Origin of the sequence: Streptomyces peucetius (assembly GCF_025854275.1) — a bacterium.
In the GTDB taxonomy this organism is placed as follows: Bacteria; Actinomycetota; Actinomycetes; order Streptomycetales; family Streptomycetaceae; genus Streptomyces; species Streptomyces peucetius_A.
On the sequence record NZ_CP107567.1, the window covers coordinates 2,744,651 to 2,764,784 of the forward strand.

Genomic DNA, 20,134 nt, shown 5'->3' on the forward strand with positions numbered 1-20,134 from the left:
AAGGGGGTCGGTGGTCCGTCAGAGGTGCGTCGGGGCGAACATCCGCAGCAGCGCCGGGAGGACGACCACGGAAGGGCCCGGGTGGGCGAAGGCCTTCGCCAGGTCCGCCGACAGCGACTCCGCGCTCGTACGGACCGCCGGGACGCCGAAGGACTCGGCGAGGGCGACGAAGTCCGGGCGGGCCAGCTCGGTCGCTGTGGCCTCGCCGAACGAGTCCGTCATGTACTCGCGCAGGATGCCGTAGCCCCCGTCGTCGACGATCAGCCAGGTCACCGGCAGGTCGTACTGGCGGGCGGTGGCGAGCTCCGCGATCGAGTACATCGCGCCGCCGTCGCCGGAGACGGCGAGCACCGGACGGGTACGGTCGGCGACCGCCGCGCCCAGCGCCGCCGGAAAGCCGTAACCGAGGCCGCCCGCGCCCTGAGCCGAGTGCATGGTGCCGGGCCGGCGGGCGTCGAACGCCGACCAGGCCCAGTACGCCAGGATCGTCATGTCCCAGAAGCTGGGCGAGTCGTCCGGCAGCGCTTCGCGCACCGAGGCGAGGATCTGCTGCTCCAGGGTCAGTTCCTGGGCATCGATCCGAACCCGCACCGCGCCGAGCACGTCCCGTACCGACGCGGCGGCCGACGGGTCCTCGCGCTCCGACACCGTCTCCAGCAGCGCGGACAGCGCGAGCCGCGCGTCCGCGTGGATGCCGAGCGCCGGGTGGTTGGACTCCAGCTTGCCGAGGTCCGCCTCGATCTGGACGACCCGGCCGCGCGGGGCGAACGTGTGGTAGTTCGAGGAGAGTTCACCGAGCCCGGAGCCGACGACGAGCAGCACGTCGGCCGACTCCAGGAAGTCGGTGGTGTGTCGGTCCTCCAGCCAGGACTGGAGGGAGAGCGGGTGCTCCCACGGGAAGGCGCCCTTGCCGCCGAAGGTGGTGACGACCGGCGCGTCGAGCTTCTCGGCGAGCGCGAGCAGCTTGCCGGACGCGTCCGACCGTACGACTCCACCGCCGGCGATGATCGCCGGCCGGGTGGCGTTCGACAGCAGGTCGGCGGCGACGGCGGTCAGTTCGGGACGCGGCACGACGTCCTCGGGCGTGGCGTCCATGGCGGTGACGACCGGCAGGGCGGTCTCGGCGAGGAGGACGTCCTGCGGGATCTCCACCCACACCGGCCCGTGCGGGGCGGTCAGCGCCGACTCCCAGGCCGCCGCGATCGCGGACGGGATCTGGGAGGCGGTACGCACGACGTGCACGGACTTCACGATGTCGCGGAACGACGCCTGCTGGTCGCGCAGCTCGTGCAGGTAGCCGTGCCGGCCGCCGCCGAGGCCGGCCGTGGGCACCTGGCTGCCGATCGCGAGCACGGGCGCCGATGCCGCTGCCGCCTCCTGGAGCGCGGCCAGGGACATCAGCGCGCCGGGCCCGGTCGACAGCAGCAGCGGTGCCGCTTCGCCGGTGATCCGGCCGTACGCGTCGGCCGCGAAGCCGGCGTTGTTCTCCACGCGCAGGCCGACATAGGTGAGGGGCGAGCGGCGCAGTGCGTCGAACATGCCCAGCGCGTGCTGGCCGGGCAGGCCGAAGACGGTCGTCGCGCCGAGTCCGGAGAGGGTTTCGACGACGAGGTCCCCGCCGTTGCGGCCGGCCGGCGGGTTCAGCGCGGCCTCGGTCTGCGCCGCGGTGGGGCGCAGCACCGGATCGTGGTCGTGGGTCACTGCGACGTCCTCGCGTCCGCGATCTGGCGGGACATGATCGTGGTCAGCTCGTATGCCGTGTGAGAGGCGGCGACCGACGTGATCTCGGCGTGGTCGTAGGCCGGGGCGACCTCGACGACGTCGGCGGAGACCAGGTTGCAGGACGCGAGACCGCGCAGGATCTCCAGCAGCTCGCGGGAGGTCATGCCGCCGGCCTCGGGGGTGCCGGTGCCGGGGGCGTGCGCCGGGTCGAGGCAGTCGATGTCGATGGAGATGTACAGCGGGCGGTCGCCGATGCGCTGGCGCAGCTGGTCGGCGACCTCGTCGGCGCCGCGGCGGTAGACGTCCGAGGAGGTGACGATGCCGAAGCCCATCTTCTCGTCGTCGGTGAGGTCCTGCTTGCCGTACAGCGGGCCGCGGGTGCCGACGTGGGAGAGCGCCTCGGTGTCGAGGATGCCCTCCTCGACGGCCCGGCGGAACGGCGTGCCGTGGGTGTACTCCGCGCCGAAGTAGGTGTCCCAGGTGTCGAGGTGCGCGTCGAAGTGCAGCAGCGCCACGGGGCCGTGCTTCTTGGCGACCGAGCGCAGCAGCGGCAGCGCGATGGTGTGGTCGCCGCCGAGCGTCATCATCCGGGCGCCGGTGCCGAGCAGGTCGTCGGCGGCGGCCTCGATGGTCTCGACGGCCTCGTTGATGTTGAACGGGTTGGCCGCGATGTCGCCCGCGTCCGCGACCTGGGCGAGTGCGAAGGGGGAGGCGTCCTGCGCCGGGTTGTAGGGGCGCAGGAGCCTCGACGCCTCTCGGATGGCGTTTCCGCCGAAGCGCGCTCCGGGCCGGTAGGAGACCCCGGAGTCGAAGGGCACGCCGACCACGGCGACGTCGGCGCGGCCGACCTCGTCGAGCCTGGGCAGCCGGGCGAACGTCGCGGGTCCGGCGTACCGCGGGATGCGGGAGGAGTCGACAGGGCCGCGCGGCTGCTCGTTGCTGCTCATGTGAAATGCCTTCTTTCCTGCGCTTCGTGGCGCTTCATTGCGCTTCAGTGCGGTTGTACGATTTTAGCTGTGTGCGGCAGCAGGTTCGGCCGCCGGGGGCTCCGGCTGCGCCTCCTGGTCGCCGCCCCGGCCGGCGAGCCGCTCGCGCCAGTTGGCGAGCACCGCCGCGTCGGTCGGTGGAGTGGCCAGCGAGACGATCACGTAGGCCGCGAGGGAGGACAGCAGGCCGTAGTAGACGGGCTCATTGGCCAGGATCCCGTACCCGGCCATCAGGCCGATGACCGCGCAGCCGCCGACGGCGACGGCGGCCAGCGCGCCGTGCACGGTGCCGCGCTTCCACAGCAGCCCGCCGAGGATCGGCACGAGAAGACCGCCGACGAGCAGGTTGTACGCGACCGTCAGGGCCTCGACGACGTTGTTGAGCGCGATGGCGATGCAGATGACGCCGATGCCCATGATCAGGATGAACGCGCGGTTGCCCTTCACCTCGTCCTGCTCGGGGCCCTTGTGCGCGAGGCCGCGCAGCCGCGACCAGATGTCGTTGTTGGCGACGGTGGCGCAGGCGATCAGCGCGCCGGACGACGTGGACATCACGGCGGCGAGGGCGGCGGCGAGCACCAGGCCGCGCACGCCCATGGGGAGTTCGTCCTTGACGATGGTGGCGAAGGCGTCGTCGGCGTTGGCGAGGTTCGGGTAGAGGACCTTCGCCGCGGTGCCGATGACCGCGCCGGCGATGGCGTAGACGAGGCAGTACGTACCGGCGACGGTGCCGCCGTAGCGGGCGACCTTGTCGCTGCGGGCGGTGAACACCCGCTGCCAGATGTCCTGTCCGATCAGCATGCCGAAGGTGTAGATCAGCACATAGGTGAAGATCGTCTCACCGCCGATGCCGAGCGGGGCGAAGTACTCGGTGGGCAGCGCGGCCTTCATCTCGCTGAACCCTCCGGCCTTGACGACCGCGATCGGAAGCAGGAGCAGCAGCACGCCGATCGTCTTGACGACGAACTGCACCATGTCGGTGAGGGTGATCGACCACATGCCGCCGAGCGTCGAGTACGCGACGACGATGGCGCCGCCGAGGATGATCGAGAGGGTGCGGTTCAGGTCGAGGAGGACGTCGAAGATCGTGGCGTACGCGATGGTCGAGGTGACCGCGAGCATCAGGGTGTACGCCCACATCACGACGCCGGAGATGACGCCGGCCCTGCCGCCGTAGCGCAGGTCCAGCATCTCGGAGACGGTGTAGACCTTCAGGCGGGCGATGCGCGCGGAGAAGAAGACCGACAGCGCCAGGAGCCCGAGACCGATGGTGAAGACCATCCAGGCGCCCGACAGTCCGTACTTGTAGCCGAGGCCCACACCGCCGATCGTCGACGCGCCGCCGAGGACGATCGCGGCCATGGTCCCGGAGTACATCCAGGGGCCGAGGCGGCGGCCCGCGACCAGGAACTCGCTCTTGGACTTGGCGCGGCGCATGCCCCACCAGCCCATGCCGAGCATGCCGGCCAGATAGACGACGATCACTGCGTAGTCGACAGCCATCGGCTTTCCTTCCGTCTCGTCCCCCGGAACAGTCCTTGGTCGCGCTGACGAGAGTCGACGGTAGGTGGCCGGAAAGCGTCGCTGAAGTGTACGTTTTATCCATTCTTCTCGCCGTCGATGGATGGAACGTCCATGCCGGAGCCCGCATCGGCCCCACCCACCCCACCGGTCCCGCTGGCCGCACTCCTCGCCGACCAGGAGCTCGGACTGCGCCAGCTCGCGGGCCCGCCCGCCGCCGAGGGCGCGGTCGTCCACATGGTCCACACCTCGGAGATGGCCGACCCGTATCCCTATCTGCTCGGCGGCGAGCTGCTGCTCAGCGCGGGCGTGCTGCTGAACGACGCCGACCGCTACGTCTCCCGCATCGTCCAGGCCGGCGCGGTGGCGCTCGGCTTCGGCGTGACGCCCGTATACGACACGGTTCCCGCGGAGCTGGTCGCGGCGTGCGAACGGCACGGGCTGGCGCTGCTGGAGGTGCCGCCCTCGACGACCTTCACCGCCGTCGCGCGAGCGGTGTGGCGGCTGATGGCGGAGGCCCGCCACCGTGAGCTGCGCCGGGTGACCCGGGCCCAGCAGGGCCTGGCCGCGGCGGCGGCCCGCCCGGACCCGGTACCGGCGGTGCTGCACCAGCTCGCGGTACGGCTCGAGGGCTGGGCGGCACTGCTCGGCCCGGACGGGACGCAGCTCTACGCGGCGGGCCGCGAACCTGCGGCCGACGTGGTGACGGACCTGACCCGGCTGACGCGCGTGGTCAGCCCAGGCACGTCGCCGCGCCCCGCCCCGGCCTCCGCGACCGCAACGAACCCCGGCGCATCGCCGCGGCCCACCCCGGCCTCCGCGACGGACCGCGGGGCCGCGGGGCACCTCGCCGCGTACGCCCTCGGCGGCAGCCAGGGCCTCGTCCTCGGGCTCGCCACGCCCGCCCGCGAACCCGGCGACCACACGGTCGCCGGCGTCGCCGTGGTACTCCTCTCCCTGCTCACCGCCGCACAGCAGGGCACGGACGCCTCCGGCCGGAGCGCGGCGCTGGTGCGGCTGCTCCTCGGCGCGGCACCCGGCGAGACGGCCCCGCTGCTGGGGCCGGGCCCATGGACCGTGGTCCACGCCCGCGGCGACCGCTCGCCCTTCGCGGCGGCCGCGCTCGGCGCGGCCCTCGGCAGCGCGCTCGTCGACCCGGACGCGGACGGCTCCGTACGGGTCCTCCTGCCGGCCGACCGGGAGGCGACGGCCCAGCCCGGCTGGACGCTCGGCGTCAGCGCCCCCGCCGGCCCCGACGAGCTCGCCACCGCCGACCTCCAGGCGGCCAGAGCCCTCCGCCACGCGGTCGCCACCCGCAAGGACCTCGTCCACCACCGGGCCGCCGACCCCCTGTCCCTGGACGCCGCCCGCCGGCGCCTGGCGCCGCTCGCGGACTCCCCCGCGCTCGTCGAGACACTGCGTACCTGGCTCTCCCTGCACGGCAGCTGGGACCGCACCGCCAACGCGCTGGACGTCCACCGCAACACCGTCCGCCAGCGCATCGGCCGCTGCGCGGCACTGCTGGACGCGGACCTGGACGACGTGGACGTCCGGATGGAGCTGTGGTTCGCGCTGCGGCAGGAGTGAGGCGGCCCTGCGCCCGGCCCGCCGCGGCTCAGCGGCACAGGCGGAGGCGAGGGCCGGGGTGTCCCAGCAAAAGGGGCACGCCTCGGTGTTCCGTCCGTCCTCGACCGTGATCGTCTGGAGGACATCGGACGTCGCGCCTGCGAGGTTCGTCGGTCTACGCCCGGGTCAGCGCGGGGCATTTCACCGTGCGGGCCCACCCGCGCCTTCATCTGGCCCCTGCTGGATCTGGTCGCAGCACCGTCGGCGGCTACGCAATGCCCCCCATCCACATGCGCCGCCCCAGCTCGTCGAGTTCCGTCCTGCGCTCCTCGAATTCGGGAAGGGCCCGCCCGAGCAGCGCCCAGAAGTCCGGCCCGTGGCCATGGATCCTCACGTGGGCGAGCTCATGGGCGACGACGTAGTCCACCAGGTGCATGGGGAGCTGGAACAGCGGCCATCCGAGACTCATCCGTCCCTTCTCCCGGCTGTGCGGGCCTGGCCGGTAGCTGCCCCACCGTCCTCCGAGATCGGACACGTCCAGGGCGGGTTCGGACACCCCCATGCGAGCCGCCCACGGCTGGAGGCGCCCGCCGGCCCACCGTCGGCCGGCCCGGCAGTACCAGGCGACGAGCGCCGCCCGGCCGAGCGCGGGATCGGCAGCCTGCGCCGCGCCCAGCACGAGCCGTCCGGCGACCAGCCGCACAGGGGCGTCCTCCGCGCGTTCCTCGTCGACGGTGAGCCGGTACGTGCGTCCGAGGTATCGGAAGATCTCGCCCTCCACGAGGCGCTTGGGTGGGGTGAGCGGACGGGTCCGTTCGCGGACGGCGAGTTTGTCCGTCACCCACGCCCGGTGCGCCCGGACGAAGTCCGCCGCGTCGGAGGCGGGGCGCCCCTGAGGTGTGTGCAGCGTGATCTCGGAGTCCAGCTCGACCGTGAGCGCGAACCGCTTGCGCCGGGAGCTGACACGCACGTCCAGCACCAGACCGTCGACGGCGAGCCGGTCGCCTTCTGTGAGGGCGACCGGCGAAGCGGAGTCGACGGTGGAGGTGGTCATTCCGCCTATTCTCCCCTCCTCCTCGCCCGGAACGGCCCAGGGTTGGCGTTGGCGTGGGCCGCGAGCCCCTGGGCGAGCGCCCTCAGCGCCCCCCAGTCCGAACCGGCGGGCCGGACCCGTCCTTGGAGCAGCACCATCTCGATCCTGCCGGCGAGACGGGTGACGTCCTGCTCCTGGCGCTGGTAGGAGGTTTTCGTCATGGTCTCGGCCGCCGTGTCGCACACCGCTCCGACGACGGCCCGCAGATCGGCCTCGGTCGTATCCACGCCGGGGTTGTCGACCGTGTCCCGCTCCAGGAGGCGGTACACGACCTGTTCCAGAGGGGTGAGCCCTGCGAACCTCGGATCCTCCTCGCTCTGGCGGCGCGCTTCCTCGAAGAGCGGACCGAACTCCCGGATCTGATCGTCGAAGCGGCCGGGCATCTCCCGAAGGATCTCCTCCAGCCGCTCCGAGAGCCGGGTGTACTTCTCCGGGTCCTCCCGCTTGACTCGCTCCTCCAGGTGGAAGCGCAGGGCGTGCCCCATCTCGGCGGCGGCCTCGCGGGCGGGCATGGCCCGCACACGCTCGTCGAAGAGGGGCGACGCCAGGGAGACAGGTGCGATCACCTGGTCGATCTCCGGGCCCTCCAAGTGCTCGGCGATCAGCGAGCGGACCTTGCGGCCGATCCTGCGCATCGTGAAGCCACCGCCCGCCGTGTCCCGGTGGAGGGTGCGGATGCGCTTCTGCAACAGACCCCAGCGACGGGCCTCGGCCACATAGTCCAGGCCGCGCTCGTGCGGAAGCACCCGCTCCAGCGTGTTCAGGAACTCGTGCAGCACGCTGTCGAAGCCCGCGCGCACGGTCTCGTCGTCGAAGGCCAGGGCCGCGTTGCGTACGGCGGCGAAGTCGACAAGGTCCGCATCGATAACGCCCGCGTGGTCGCGAAGATACCGGCGTACGTCGTCCGCCGCCGGTTCCAGGCTGTCGACCTCCGCGGACATGCTGAGCATGGTGTCGTCGACGTCGGCCTTCTTGTACTCGGCGAGTGCATCGTCCAGGTGCTGGAAGACACCGTAGTAGTCGACGACGTAGCCGATCTCCTTGCCGCGCATCGGACGGTTCACCCGGGCGACGGCCTGGAGCAGTTCCGCGTCCCGGATCGGACGGTCCAGGTAGAGCGACTGCTCGCGCGGGGCGTCGAAGCCGGTGAGCAGCATGGATTTGACGATGAGGAAGGCGATCGGGCTGTCGGGGTGCACGGGATCAGGCTCGGCGCCGGGCCGGTCCTGCTGGTCCACGCTCTCCGAGGACCAGGGATTGCCCCCGGCGGCCGCCGGAGCCTTGGGCTCGTTCACCGGAGTGTGGAAGGGTGTGGTGAGGACCCAGTCGGGCTCCGGAGGGAACGCCGGGAACGCCTGGTGGAAGCGCTCGATGTACGCGGCCTGCCTCACCGGGTCCGTCCAGTGGAGCCACTCGCGCCGCTTGCGCTCCGTGCCGGGCGAGACGACCGGCACGAAGTCGATCCGGCGCAGCAGCGAACGGAACCGGTGCGCCTGGAAGAGGTACCGGGTCCGCCGGTCCATGTCCTCGACCGGTGTCCCGCTGACCGACTCCGGACGGAACTCCGCCAACTCCGCCAGCAGCGCGTCGCGCGCGGCCCGCAGCGCGTGGTGGTACTCGACCGCCGCCTTCCGGCTGACGGCCGCGACCTGGGCCTTGAAGCCGCCGCTGGCCAGCACGGTGGTCACCCAGTGCTCCAGCATGTCCTCGGCCTTGGCGCGGATCATCGGCTTGGACTCGGCGACGTCCCGCTCGCTGGGCCACCGGTTCAGGAGTGTGCGCTTCTCCTCGTCGCTGCGGTCGCGGATGAGGTCCTCGAAGCGACGGTCCAGGCCCTCCTGGTCGAGCACCGCCCCTTCGCCGGTGCGGCCCTCGTAGCGGATGCGGACGACCACCCCGTCGTTCTCGGCGTCCGCCATCCGGTACTCGTCCAGGAACTTCTGACCGGTACCGCCATGGAAGATCCGGCGGGTGTCCTCGGCCTTCCCGGTCATGATCGGCGTGCCGGTGAAACCGATCTTCGCCGCGTTGGGGATCGCCTTGCGCAGGGCCGCATGCAGCAGGCTGGTGTGCGAGCGGTGCGCCTCGTCGACGAGGACGAGGATGTCGGGCGAGGTGTTGCACTCGGGGAAGTTCGGCACCGGCGGCAGCTTCGCCGCGCGCCGCTCCCGCCGGTTCTTCTCGGCCTCCTCGTACTCGGCGGCGAAGTCCCTCTCGTCGCCGTCCTCCTCCGGCTCGGCGGCGAAGGTGAAGCCACCGGCCCCGTACTTCTGAATCATCGCGAACACCACCCGCCTGCCGCCGTCCCGCAGCAGGCCTTCCATCTGGGCGGCGTTCTTCGCGGTCTCCACCTCGGACTCGCTCAAACGCAGGGTCTCCGCGAGCTGCCGCTGCAGCTGGGTCCGGTCGGTGACCACGACCACCATGAACTCGCTGAGCCGGTGGTGCAGATGCATCCGGCGGACGAGGAACGTCATGGTGAGGCTCTTGCCGGAGCCCTGGGTGTGCCAGATGACACCTCCGCGCTCGTCGTCGAGGACCGACCCGCCACGTGCCTTGCCGGTGAGCAGCTTGCGGACCGCCTTCTCGGCGGCCCGGTACTGCTGGTGCCGAGCGACGGCCTTGACCGTCCGCGCGCCGCCCGCCTCGGTCGGCACGGTCATCGGCACGATGTAGTGCCGGACGACTCTGAGAAGCGCGTCCGGGCGCAGCGCGACACCGACCAGCTTGTGGCGCTCGTTGAGTTTGCTGGTCCCGTCGGGGAGTTCGGCGGCAAGCGTGGCCGGGTCCTCGGGTTCGACGCTGCGCCAGGGGTGGAAGTGGTCCGGGGTGGAGGTGATCGTGCCGAGGTGAGCGGTCTCCGCGGTGGCGGCGACGAGGAGCTGCACGGTGCGGAAGAGCTCCGGGACGCCGGCGGGCAGCGGCGACCCGTCGCCGTCCCGTTCACCGTCGTCGGGGAGGGGAGAGCCGGCGTAGTGCCGCAGGTCGACGACGGCGTCGTGGATCGGGTCGACGAGGTCGGGCCGCTTGCACTCGAAGGCGACGAGCGGAATACCGTTCACGAAGAGGACGATGTCGAGGACCGACTCCTCACCGGACCGGTTCCGGACGCGGAGCTGGTCGACGACGGTGAACTCGTTGCGGTCGGCGCGCTCCTCGTGCCACTCGACGTACTGCACGGTGGCGGAGGGGCCGCCGTGCGCGGCGGACGGGCCGGGTAGCAGCAGGCCGCTGAGGAGGAGGTCGGTAGAGGCGAGGTTGGCCTTCTCGACGCCCTCGCCGAGGGAGACGGACGCCAGGGCGCTGACCGCGCGTCTGACGTCGTCCTTCTCGTCCATCCACGGCAGGCCGTCGGCGGCGCGGAGGTTGATCCGTCGCAGGGCCCTGGTGAGCTGATCGGCAAGGAACGGGGCGTCGGCGTCGAGCGTGCCGATGTCCGTGCCGGGGACGTGCTTCCAGCCCATGGCCTTGAGCTGCGCGACGGTCGGCCGCTCCACCTCGTCCCGCTCGGACTGCATCGTCGCCATGTCCCCACGCCCCTCGCCCGCTCACCGCACCCGTGCAGGTGATCCATTCTGCGTGATGGGCCGGGAACGGGCGAGAGTTCAAGCCGGTTGCCTGCTGGGGCTATTGGGGGTGACCGGTGCCTGCGGGGGCGGGCTTCAGCCGCGCGCCCCTGCTTCGCGCGATGCGGTGCACCTCGCGCAGGGACTCCGCGAGGCGGGCGACGACGTATCGGAGCTGCTCGGGCGTCGCGGAGGGGTCGCGCAGCAGGTCCTCGACGTGGCCGAGAAGGTCGGTGGCCATGCCGAGCTGCACGCTCTCGATGTTGTCGGCGACGCGGGAGACGTAGCCCTCGCCGTCTGTGACGAGAAAGCAGGGCTTGCCCTCGGGTCCGCTCCAGGGGAGCAGACGGGTGGCTTCCGTCGTGTGCGGGTTCATGCCGCGACCTCCCGTCCGTGGATGACGCGGGGGCCGACGTCGACGCCGTGCACGGCGAGCCAGAGGGCACGGCGGCGGCTGCGCTGCCAGCGGGCGTCGGCCTGGGTCTGGCGGCGCTCGTGGGCGAGGAGGTAGGGGCGCACGAGCGGGCTGTCCTCTCCCCGGAAGTACGGTTCGGGGGCGGGGGTCGGGGTGGGCTCGGTCTCAGGCTCGTGCGGGTGCTGTACGAGGGGGCAGCGGGCGCACGGCGGGCGGTGGCGTCCGGGCGGCGGTGGCCACAGGAGCCGCAGGAGCGGTTCCAGCAACTGGGCGATGCGGTGCAACACGTCTTCGTCTCCGTGCGTTGAGGGCCAGGCCCCTGGTCCGTTCGCGTCGGTCGCAGGGGTCTCGCGTGCTCGGCCCACCGGGTGTCCCCCAGGGGCTTCGCTCTGTAGTGATTCCCTCACAGCGTGAGACCGGCATGGCTACCCTGAACAGGGGGTTCGAGGTGACAGAGCGTTTGTCGCAAAGGGGTTGACGATGAGCAACGTCTACGGGGAGTGGCTGAAGGCGCAACGGGAGACCGCCGGCCTCACCCAGCAGGAGCTGGCCGACGTGGCGATCATGACGCGCTCCCACATCGCCCACATCGAGGCGGGCCGCCGGATTCCGTCACAGGAGGACGCGCGGCGGCTAGACAGGGCGCTGAGCACGGGCGATGTGCTGCAGAGCTTCCTGCCGAAGCAGGACGTGGCGGTCGCGGACTACTTCGAGTCGGCGCTGGCACTCGAACAACAGGCGACGGTGATCCGCGAGTTCGCGTTGTCGTTCGTTCCGGGCATCCTCCAGACGGAGAGGTACGCGCGTGCGGTTCTAAGCACGTCGTACCCTCCTGTGGGTGAAGCGGAATGTGACAGGCTCGTCGTCACACGCCTCCAGCGCGCGAAAGTGCTGGTGGACCCCGTGGCCCCCGTGGTGTGGGCGCTGATCGACGAGGCGGTGCTACGGCGGGTCGTAGGCAGCAGGGAGATCATGGCGGAGCAGATCACGCACATGGTCGGCCTGGTGGAGTCGAGGCGCGTACGGGTACACGTGCTGCCGTTCGGCGTCGGCGCCTACCAACTGCTCCAGGGCATGCTGAGCCTGATGTGGTTCGAGGACCAGCCACCTCTCGCATACTCGGAAGGGAACAGCGTGGGCACCGTCCATGACTCCCCCGTACTGGTCACCCGACTCCAAGGTGCCTACGATCTCGCACTGAGCGACGCGCTTCCGCTACGGGAATCTCTCGCCCTACTGAGGGCAACGGCAAAGGATTATGAAGATCGTGACTAACCACAGCATCCCTGACAGTTCTGCCCTCCAAGGCTGGCGGAAGTCGTCATACAGCGGTCCGGAGGGCGGTAGCTGCGTCGAGGTCTTGGACGGCTACCCATTTGGGATCCCCGTCCGCGACTCGAAGACCCCCTACACCGAAGCCTTGATATTCTCGAAGGCCAGCTGGACAGCATTTATCGCCGCTATGCGGCCTGCAGGCACCTAAGCGTTGTCCCGTAAATGGCTTCGGGCATGCCTGCTGACCTGGCTTTTTTGCTTCGTCATCCGGCGAGGGTGAGGTTGTGCAGGCGGGCGATGCCGAGCATGGCGTGGTGGACGCCCTCGCCCTTGAGACGGCAGTCGCGGAGGATCTTCCAGGTCTTCATACGGGCGAAGGCATGCTCGACGCGGGCGCGGACCTTGCGGTGCGAGCGATTGTGTTCCTCCTTCCAGGCCGGCAGTTCCGCCTGGCCGCGTTCGCGGCGATGCGGGATGACCAGGCCGGTACCCCGGTAGCCGCCGTCGGCGATCACCGTCGTGCGGCCGACGGCGGCCTTCGCTCCCGACAGCTCCCATGCCTTGCAGTCGTTGCGGTTGCCCGGCAGCGGCCGGCCGACCGCGACGACCAGCCGCGTGTCGGCGTCGATGACCACCTGGTGATTGGTCGAGTACCGATAGTTCTTCGACTGCTCGGCGACCTGATGGTCGCGGGTGGGGACCAAGGTGCCGTCCACGATCAGCACGGTGTCCTTGCGGAACCGTTTGCGAGGCTGCAGGGCCAGCGCCGGGCCAAGGTGGTCGACGATCCTGTCGGCCGCGGACTTCGACACCCCAAACAGCGGCGCCAGTTGGCGCAGTGTCAGGTTCGTCCGCCAGTACGCGGCGACCAGCAGGACCCGGTCCTCCAGCGGCAGGCTCCACGGCCGGCCCTTGCGTACTGGATCCGCACCCTCACGCCGCAACGCGGTGATCAGCTTGCCGAACTGACGCGAGCTCAGCCCGGTGAACGGGGCTATCCAAGACGGCTCCGACGCCGTGATGACACCAGCCACGACAAGATCATCTCACCCGTGACCAGCAGTTACGGGACAACGCTTAGGCTCACAATCTCACCTAACTGAACGCTTCTCATCCTGAGCTCCAGGCGATCTCGATGGCGTGAACGGCGGCGACCGTGCGGCCGATGCGGTTGGTGCTGCAGCGGGCTTTGCGGAGGATCCGCCATTGCTTGAGGCGCGCAAAGGCACGTTCGCCCGGCGCCCGCAGCCGGGCGTGGTCCCGGTTGAACTGGGCGTACTTCTCGGGAAGGTCTCGGCCGTAGTAGGGGGTGCGGACGGTGGCTCCGGCTCCGCGGTAGGCCCGGTCGGCAAGGACGAGGAGCTGACGGGACAGACAGGCTTGGATCACACCGTGTGCGCGGGCTGCGGTCAGGTCGTGCGTGCGGCCGGGCAACGCTCGCGAGAACCACAGCGGTGTCCCGTCCGGCGCGGCCACGACCTGCACGTTCATCCCGTGACGGCGGTGCTTCATCGAGTAGTACGGCTCGTCCGCCGCGATGCGGTCGGTGGCGATCAGGGTGCCGTCGAGGATGACGAACCCCTCCGGCGGCAACTCGCGCAGGGCCTCGTGCAGGCTCGGGGCGCGCTCGGCGAGGATGTCGACCGTTTCGCTCACGTAGCGGCCGGCGGTCGCGGTGGAGACGCCGAACCCGGCTGCGACCTGGGCCAGGGTCTCGTTCTTGCGCAGGTGCACCAGGACAAGCAGGGCCTGCCGGAAGCAGCCCAGCCTGCGCCAGCGGGAGTTCAGCTCACACCTTCGGGCGTAGATGAGCCAGGAAACGTGCTCCACGACCTCGTGCGGGACGTCGAGCATGGCACGATGCGGGACCAACAGGGCTCCTGTGTCGAGACGTTGGCGAGTGAGATCACCAGCCGAAACGACCAGGAGCCCTGCCGCGTTACGGCCCCCGACCGCCAGCCGTCATCACCCGCGAACCACAGGATGAGAAGCGTTCACTCTCTGGTTCGTTCCTAATTGAGTCGGCAATATCAACCAGAGATCCCCGATCCGGAACAAACCATCTGCGCGTTCCTTGGACCGCCTTAGGAACGTTCTTACCTGCTAGTTCAAACATGACCTGCACAAGGCGACTTGGCGAATATCTGCCGCCATCCCACTCCCAGAGCAGTGGATTTGCTTTATCATCCACCCAGGTCGCCCGCGATCTACGGGGATCTTCGGACACCCAAGCAGATAGAGCCCTCCTTTCCGGCTTAGTATTAGGCCGGAATTCAAGATGCACCCCTTCCTCAATCGCACCAGCATCAACGATCACGGTGACTGCGTTCGCTTGCCGGGCTCGGCGTTCTCGCTCCTCCGCCTTATAGTCAGGAGCGAGCTCGGGTGTCGGCCGTCCGGAGATCCAACCTTGCTTGACAGATTCAACAATTGCCACATATCTGCGCGCGGTCCGGAAAATACTCCATACCTGCAAAGTCTCAGCTGCACCGGAATCAATAGCCTCCATCACCCAGCGAAGGATCTCGTCCACCTGTGCAGAAACACTACCAAGAAGAACTCCCCATTCACCATCTGGAACGCTAGCCCATTCAGGGTTCTTCTGGAAAAAGAGATGCGAAATAATGTTCCGACCTTGATCGGCCAGAGATGCCGCTTTCCCTTCCCTGTCGGATTGAGTATCCTGAAGAAATGTTCCCACTTCTCGAACTACTTGAACCGCACGCCAAGTCTTACGGGCGTCCGGGTGGCGAAAAATCTCAAAGTAAGTATCGTCACTCCAAATGCGCCGCTCCTCTGAGTTAGAGCGAAACGACATCTCAGAGTTCGAGTGGGAGCACGCCAGTGCAACCGCTGCCTCAAGGATCCCGCACCCCTGCGACGCATCCGGAACTGACTCGCCACGCTTGTTCGCATACTTCAGATCCAGCACCACGTCGAATTCGTAGCGCAACCTAGCCTGAATCTTGTCAAGGGCTCGGAAGTCCTGTTGAGCTACACCATTCTGAGTGTTCGTAGCAACTGTCACTCTGCGATCAAAGTTTTGCGGTGTCCCCTGAAGCGGAATAACCCTCACTGAAATGCGAGCCTTAGCCACGGAGGTGGGGTTACGTTCATACGCCTCATGGATTGATGCAACAGTCTGAGCGCCGTTTACAACACTCGCACCAAGAAGCTCCAAGTCGCCCCGGAGGCCGGCTTCCATCCGATCACAAAGGATCGTAATCCCGTTATGGAAATACCAGAATTTTTCCGGCTCAGAAAGCAAGGTGTCCACAATCCCAGAGTTCACCTTGGTTAGACCAAGAGGGTGGCGAATATTTCTCCCAAAGAGACGATGCCTCTCCCCAGAATACCAATCCGCAATTTGATCGGCAGAGATATTTCCGAAGTAAGCAAGGTAGGGCTCCTCAAGGAATCTCAGGTCCGTCATTTTAGCCCTGAGGTTAACCCTTGGATCATGAATACCTGCACGGATCGCAGAAATGAAATCCGAAAGCAGGAGCGGCTCGACCCGCATCACTTCTGGATCAAATTCATCGCGCAGCTCCGTCAAGCCGATTTGCACGTTTGGGGAAATGGGTTGGTCGCCTGCAAGCGCGGGAACCAAGACAATCTTGACCCGTGGATTGTTCAGCGCAGAATCAAGATCCGGAACGAGTGGGTCAATTCTTTGATTAAAGCGATTGTACTCTCCCCTGACGAGCTTTCGCAGCCCGTCTTCTAGCGCCCTTAGGGCATTCCCGTCAAAGGTTGCATTTCCCTCCTTGCTCCACTTTGCTTGAACGATCCAAACTTGAGGAACTTCACTATCGGCATCGACGGCAATCGCATCAATACCCCAATCGTCAAAACTGTCAATTACACACTTCGCACTTTGCTCTGGACTCATTCCTGTAAGAACATGCACAGAAAGAGCCGCCAATGCGCGGCTGAGGAATGAGGAGCGCTGAATATGCTTCGGTCGATCGGCGAGGTCAGTCAAATCGATGAAGGGCGGGAACTGGGCGTCAAGTTCCGATTCAAGCTGTCGGACGTGAAGGTCTTTCATGCACTTACCCTCCTGATTTTCTAGAAATCACGGCATCGCTGGAGTGCCGCACACGGCTCCAGATAGAAGATTGCCGATCGCACCGATAGTAAGCCCTCTAAGCTTACTCAGCTCTGACACTTCGACATCAATCAGCCGATCACACGAGTGCAGCAAATCGATCAACTGCTTCTGTTCGCTAAGGTTGGACGGGAAATCGATCTCCAACTCTCGAAGCTTCGAGGGGTTGACGTTGACCTGCTGGACGGCGACAGTCGAAATGGCCCTGACTCTTTGACGGATCACGGGATGCATGAGCCACTCGACAAGATACTCCGCAGAAAGTTGCGATGCATCTGGGTTAATTCTTACAAGATAGGACGCGAAGGAAGCTCTTGGCAGCTCCTCTTGCCACATTGCCGACTTTCCAATGTGGTCAATACTGTTGGTCCGGTTGAACAACACGTCGCCGAACTTAAGTTCAAGTTTGGTAGGCACAGGTATGGGGCTGTACCTCAGGTCTGACAACTCAAGCCGCCCACCTTCGAGATTGTTCATCCGAAGAACGGGAATCCCTCGCACATCACCATCCAGAGCCTCGGAAACGCCGTACTCTGCCAAAGGAACCACTTCTTTGAGTGGCACCCGAACCCACCCTTTCGTGCGTTCTCCTCGCTGCAAAGGGAACATGGCTGACAGCAGCGCCCCCTGACGCACACCACGAAGCTTCGCGACCGTAGCTTGAAGGGCACGCTCCTGCGCCGCCACCGCGTCGATCACCTCGATGATCCGCCGCTGCTCAGACAAAGGAATCAGAGGAAAAAGCAGGGACCCGAACCGGTTTCCACCGAGGTGCGAGATGCTCGTCTTTTCCGCGATGCTGGCGAAAACCCCTTGCGCCCGCCATCGCACGAACACTGCTTGCGCATACTTCGGAAGAACCTCACTCCCCGGGCGGAACCTGATGAGCGTGTTCTGAAAACAGAACGCCCCCGGCTCGCCCGTATAGATGGCGCTCCTTCCCACCATCCGAAGGTTCTCTTGGCCTTCGTTGAGAAGAATGTCCCCCGAACGTAGCCCGTATACCTCGCGCTCCCCCGATGAAAAGCCCATCGTCTTGACGTCGGACAGGTCGATCCGTCCCTCGTAGACGTTCGCGACTCTCAGATAAGGGTGTTGCCCCGCCGCCTCTCGGCTGCTCGGCGAGAGCTGCTTGCCCATGCGGACCTCGCCGACCTCCCGTACGGGAACCCACCGGATCTCGGCGTCAGTCGACATAGCCCAGCTCCTTCAGAAACCCGTCCAGCGTCGCCGCCGCTCGCTCCCGCTCCGCGCGGATCTCCGCCAGCGAGACCGCGTACTTCTCCGTCCACACCCCGTACGCGTCGACCAACTCCCGCCGACGCCGCACCACATGGCCCTCCAGTTTCCCCGCCAGGTCGTCCCGCAGCAGATCGAGCACCACCCGGCGCTCTCCCTCCGGGTCCTTCGCATACCGCTTCTGCGCCGCCTTCAGCCTCGGCGGGTCCTCCGCCAGCTTCGCTGGGTCCGGCCAGGGGAACCAGAACTCCGCCTCCAGCTTCTTGATCCGCGCCGCCGCCTTCGTGCGCTCCCGCTTCACACTCGCCAACTCCGCCAGCTGCTCCACGCTCAGTTCGACCTGTTCCCGTGTGACAGCGTCTTCGTCACCCTCGGTCTCGCCGTCCTCCCCCGGCTCAGAGGGCTCCGCGTTGAGCTCCTTCCAGCGCGTGTCCAGCTCCGTCTTACGTGCGTCCGCCTCCGCCAACTCCGTCAGGAACTCGGGAACGATCGCCGCGACCACCTTGTGGTCGTACGCCTGACGGCGTTCCGCCGCCGTGCGCTTACGCACCTTCCGCGTCTTCGGGTCCTGTTCCGGCGCGAGCAGCGTCTCGACGTTCTCGACCCAGCCGTCCAGCACCCCGGCGAAGCCGTTCTCGGACAGGGCCAGCAGGTCGTACTTGGCCTCGTACCACCAGCCGGCCACCGCGCCCGCGAGCGCGTACCGGTCGAGGAGCCCGATCCCACCGAGCCGCTTCACGAACGACTCGATCAGCGAACCCCGCACCGCCATCAGCGCCGCCTTGCGCTCCGAGGCCGTCAGGTCCGCCAGGCGCTCGTCCGTGGCGGCCACCGCCTCCAAGTGACGGGTCTCCTCCTCCCACCACTTGGCGAAGACCCTCCGTAGCTCCTCCTCACGGGGCCGCGCAAGTTCCGCCAGCCGTGCCGCGTCCGGGCGCTCGCCCTCCGGGAGGAAGTCCACATACGCCGGGTCCACCGGGTCCCGCTCGACGAACAGGTCCTCCAGGCGCACCCCGTACGCGTCGAGCAGCTCCTGCTTCGCCTGGATCTCCGCGCGCGGCATCCCGCCCGTCAGATGCGCCCGCACGTCCTGCGGCTCCGGTGGAGGCGTGTTGTCCACGTAGCGGCGGATGTTGAGGTTGTAGTCGTTCTCCCGCAGCTCCTCGCGGTCGACCCACCGGGCGAAGCCGGGCACGTCGTCCTGCGCGCGGAAGGTGGTGACGATCTTCTCCGCGTGTTCGGGAAGCAGCACGTTCTGCGCTCGCTCCGCGTGGTACTCGCGGTCGGCGTTGACGAAGAGGACCTTGCCCTCCCGGTCACGGTGCTTCTTGCCGGGCGGGCGGAGCACCAGGATGCACGCGGGGATGCCCGTGCCGTAGAAGAGGTTCGGGGCGAGACCGATGACGGCCTCGATCGCGTCCTTCTCGATGAGCTCGGCGCGGATGTCACGCTCGCCGCCGCCCCGGAAGAGCACGCCGTGCGGCATGACCGTGATGACCATGCCGCCGTGCCCCTCCTGCTTGGTCATCCAGAGCATGTGCTGGAGGAACATCAGGTCGGCCTTGCCGCGCTCGCTCGTCGCGCCGTACTTCGCCCGGTCCGCCTTGTGCGGGTAGTTCTCGTACGCGTAGTCCATGGAGAACGGCGGGTTGCTCAGTACCCCGTCGAACCGGTCCGCGTCGGACCTCGGGACGTGCGCCGGTTCCGACAGGGTATCGCCGGTGCGCAGGTCGAAGCGGGTGCTGACACCGTGGAGCACCATGTTCATCGTGGACATGATCCAGGAGCCGCTGTTGGCGTCCTGGCCCGCGAAGAACATGTTCTCGGTGTCCCCGCCGTGCTCCTCCACGTACTCCTTGGCGTGGATGAGCATGCCGCCCGAGCCGACGCAGGGGTCGTAGATGCGGGTGCCGTCCTTGGGGTCGAGCAGCTCGACCATCATGCGGACCACTGCACGCGGGGTGTAGAACTCACCGCCCTTGCGGCCGGCGCTGTCGGCGAACTCCTTGATCAGATACTCGTACGCGGCGCCGATCAGGTCCGGGAACTCGAAGTCGGCCGTCCGCAGCCGCACCCGCCCGAAGTGGGCAATCAGCAGCTTCAGCCGCTGGTCGGCGAGCTTCGCCGCACCGGCCGTGGCGCCCGAGCCGCCGATCCGGTTGAAGTCGAGCTGGTCGAAGAGGCCTTGCAGCTTGGCGTTCTGTCCTTCGAGGGCCTGGAGCGCGGGGCGCAAGCGCTCCTCGTTGACGTTCTGGGTGGCGGAGGAGATCCGCGCCCAGCGCGCTTCCTCCGGGACGAAGAGGACTCCCTTGTCGCTGTAGGGGGTCGGGCTCTCCAGCCACCCTTCCAACTGCTCACCGGTCAGGCCGAGGGCCTTCTCGGCGTGCTCCCTGATCCGCTCCCGCGCCGCCTCGAACTCGTCGTTGGCGCGCTTCAGGAACAGCAGGCCGAAGATGTAGTCCTTGTACTCGGAGGCGTCCATCGTGCCCCGGAGGATGTCCGCGGCAGCGAACAGATGCCGTTCCAGCTGCGCGAGCGTGAGCTTGGCCACGTCACCGTCTTCCCTACGACCCGATACGACCAGGGAACCCTACGGCGAGACGGGGCACAGGTCCTAACCGCGAGCGTGAATGGCCACTT

At 67.8% G+C, this 20,134-nt stretch carries 15 protein-coding genes; 3 read left to right on the forward strand and 12 right to left on the reverse strand.

Annotated features, from left to right (window positions below; genetic code table 11):
* Positions 1–18: 18 nt before the first annotated feature.
* The 3 genes from OGH68_RS12510 to OGH68_RS12520 form a co-directional block, all read right to left on the reverse strand.
* Positions 19–1,701 carry a thiamine pyrophosphate-binding protein gene (locus OGH68_RS12510; RefSeq protein ID WP_264243470.1) on the reverse strand — a complete coding sequence of 561 codons (1,683 nt, stop codon included), beginning with the start codon at positions 1,699–1,701 and terminating at the stop codon, positions 19–21.
* Entirely contained in the window at positions 1,698–2,669 is a 972-nt protein-coding gene (gene speB / locus OGH68_RS12515; protein ID WP_264243472.1) for an agmatinase, read from the reverse strand. Before speB ends, OGH68_RS12510 begins: the two co-directional genes overlap by 4 nt.
* A 63-nt stretch (positions 2,670–2,732) precedes the next feature.
* Positions 2,733–4,211 carry a sodium:solute symporter gene (locus OGH68_RS12520; RefSeq protein WP_264243474.1) on the reverse strand — a complete coding sequence of 493 codons (1,479 nt, stop codon included), beginning with the start codon at positions 4,209–4,211 and terminating at the stop codon, positions 2,733–2,735.
* Positions 4,212–4,343: 132 nt separating this feature from the next.
* On the opposite strand from OGH68_RS12520, the gene OGH68_RS12525 reads away from it, so the two are divergent.
* Positions 4,344–5,816 carry a PucR family transcriptional regulator gene (locus OGH68_RS12525; RefSeq protein WP_264243475.1) on the forward strand — a complete coding sequence of 491 codons (1,473 nt, stop codon included), beginning with the start codon at positions 4,344–4,346 and terminating at the stop codon, positions 5,814–5,816.
* Positions 5,817–6,063: 247 nt separating this feature from the next.
* Here the strand turns inward: OGH68_RS12525 and OGH68_RS12530 are convergent, their stop codons facing one another.
* The 4 genes from OGH68_RS12530 to OGH68_RS12545 all read right to left on the reverse strand — a co-directional run bounded on the left by OGH68_RS12530 (position 6,064) and on the right by OGH68_RS12545 (position 11,156).
* Positions 6,064–6,849, reverse strand: coding sequence for a M48 family metallopeptidase (locus OGH68_RS12530; protein WP_264243478.1), 786 nt, complete (start codon positions 6,847–6,849; stop codon positions 6,064–6,066).
* A 5-nt stretch (positions 6,850–6,854) separates the two neighbouring features.
* Positions 6,855–10,415: a type I restriction endonuclease subunit R gene (locus tag OGH68_RS12535; RefSeq protein WP_264243479.1), complete on the reverse strand. Its 3,561-nt coding sequence runs from the start codon at positions 10,413–10,415 to the stop codon at positions 6,855–6,857.
* 100 nt (positions 10,416–10,515) lie between these two features.
* Entirely contained in the window at positions 10,516–10,830 is a 315-nt protein-coding gene (locus OGH68_RS12540; RefSeq protein ID WP_264243480.1) for a hypothetical protein, read from the reverse strand.
* The gene (locus OGH68_RS12545) at positions 10,827–11,156 is read right to left on the reverse strand and encodes a hypothetical protein (protein WP_264243483.1); all 330 of its coding nucleotides are present in this window, start codon (positions 11,154–11,156) and stop codon (positions 10,827–10,829) included. The genes OGH68_RS12540 and OGH68_RS12545 overlap by 4 nt, the downstream gene beginning before the upstream one ends.
* A gap of 193 nt (positions 11,157–11,349) precedes the next feature.
* On the opposite strand from OGH68_RS12545, the gene OGH68_RS12550 reads away from it, so the two are divergent.
* Both OGH68_RS12550 and OGH68_RS12555 read left to right on the forward strand, forming a co-directional pair.
* Positions 11,350–12,144 (forward strand): helix-turn-helix domain-containing protein, encoded by a 795-nt coding sequence (locus tag OGH68_RS12550; RefSeq protein ID WP_264243488.1) that lies wholly within the window; start codon positions 11,350–11,352, stop codon positions 12,142–12,144.
* Positions 12,128–12,352, forward strand: coding sequence for a DUF397 domain-containing protein (locus OGH68_RS12555; protein WP_319020200.1), 225 nt, complete (start codon positions 12,128–12,130; stop codon positions 12,350–12,352). Before OGH68_RS12550 ends, OGH68_RS12555 begins: the two co-directional genes overlap by 17 nt.
* A 55-nt stretch (positions 12,353–12,407) precedes the next feature.
* Here OGH68_RS12555 and OGH68_RS12560 read toward each other — a convergent pair whose 3' ends face one another.
* The 5 genes from OGH68_RS12560 to OGH68_RS12580 all read right to left on the reverse strand — a co-directional run bounded on the left by OGH68_RS12560 (position 12,408) and on the right by OGH68_RS12580 (position 20,045).
* Entirely contained in the window at positions 12,408–13,178 is a 771-nt protein-coding gene (locus OGH68_RS12560) for a transposase (protein ID WP_264243492.1), read from the reverse strand.
* A gap of 76 nt (positions 13,179–13,254) precedes the next feature.
* Entirely contained in the window at positions 13,255–13,998 is a 744-nt protein-coding gene (locus OGH68_RS12565; protein ID WP_413471087.1) for a transposase family protein, read from the reverse strand.
* An 85-nt stretch (positions 13,999–14,083) separates the two neighbouring features.
* Entirely contained in the window at positions 14,084–16,195 is a 2,112-nt protein-coding gene (locus tag OGH68_RS12570) for an AIPR family protein (RefSeq protein WP_264243494.1), read from the reverse strand.
* 27 nt (positions 16,196–16,222) lie between these two features.
* Entirely contained in the window at positions 16,223–17,452 is a 1,230-nt protein-coding gene (locus OGH68_RS12575) for a restriction endonuclease subunit S (RefSeq protein WP_264243497.1), read from the reverse strand.
* Entirely contained in the window at positions 17,442–20,045 is a 2,604-nt protein-coding gene (locus OGH68_RS12580; protein WP_264243501.1) for a type I restriction-modification system subunit M, read from the reverse strand. The genes OGH68_RS12575 and OGH68_RS12580 overlap by 11 nt, the downstream gene beginning before the upstream one ends.
* Between the last annotated feature and the right edge of the window lie 89 nt (positions 20,046–20,134).

Coding starts and splice junctions, on each gene's coding strand:
- speB (WP_264243472.1), bottom strand. CDS start 2,669: ATGAGCAGCAACGAGCAGCCGCGCGGCCCTGTCGACTCCTCCCGCATC.
- OGH68_RS12520 (WP_264243474.1), bottom strand. CDS start 4,211: ATGGCTGTCGACTACGCAGTGATCGTCGTCTATCTGGCCGGCATGCTC.
- OGH68_RS12525 (WP_264243475.1), top strand. CDS start 4,344: ATGCCGGAGCCCGCATCGGCCCCACCCACCCCACCGGTCCCGCTGGCC.
- OGH68_RS12530 (WP_264243478.1), bottom strand. CDS start 6,849: ATGACCACCTCCACCGTCGACTCCGCTTCGCCGGTCGCCCTCACAGAA.
- OGH68_RS12535 (WP_264243479.1), bottom strand. CDS start 10,415: ATGGCGACGATGCAGTCCGAGCGGGACGAGGTGGAGCGGCCGACCGTC.
- OGH68_RS12540 (WP_264243480.1), bottom strand. CDS start 10,830: ATGAACCCGCACACGACGGAAGCCACCCGTCTGCTCCCCTGGAGCGGA.
- OGH68_RS12550 (WP_264243488.1), top strand. CDS start 11,350: ATGAGCAACGTCTACGGGGAGTGGCTGAAGGCGCAACGGGAGACCGCC.
- OGH68_RS12555 (WP_319020200.1), top strand. CDS start 12,128: ATGAAGATCGTGACTAACCACAGCATCCCTGACAGTTCTGCCCTCCAA.
- OGH68_RS12565 (WP_413471087.1), bottom strand. CDS start 13,998: ATGCTCGACGTCCCGCACGAGGTCGTGGAGCACGTTTCCTGGCTCATC.
- OGH68_RS12570 (WP_264243494.1), bottom strand. CDS start 16,195: ATGAAAGACCTTCACGTCCGACAGCTTGAATCGGAACTTGACGCCCAG.
- OGH68_RS12575 (WP_264243497.1), bottom strand. CDS start 17,452: ATGTCGACTGACGCCGAGATCCGGTGGGTTCCCGTACGGGAGGTCGGC.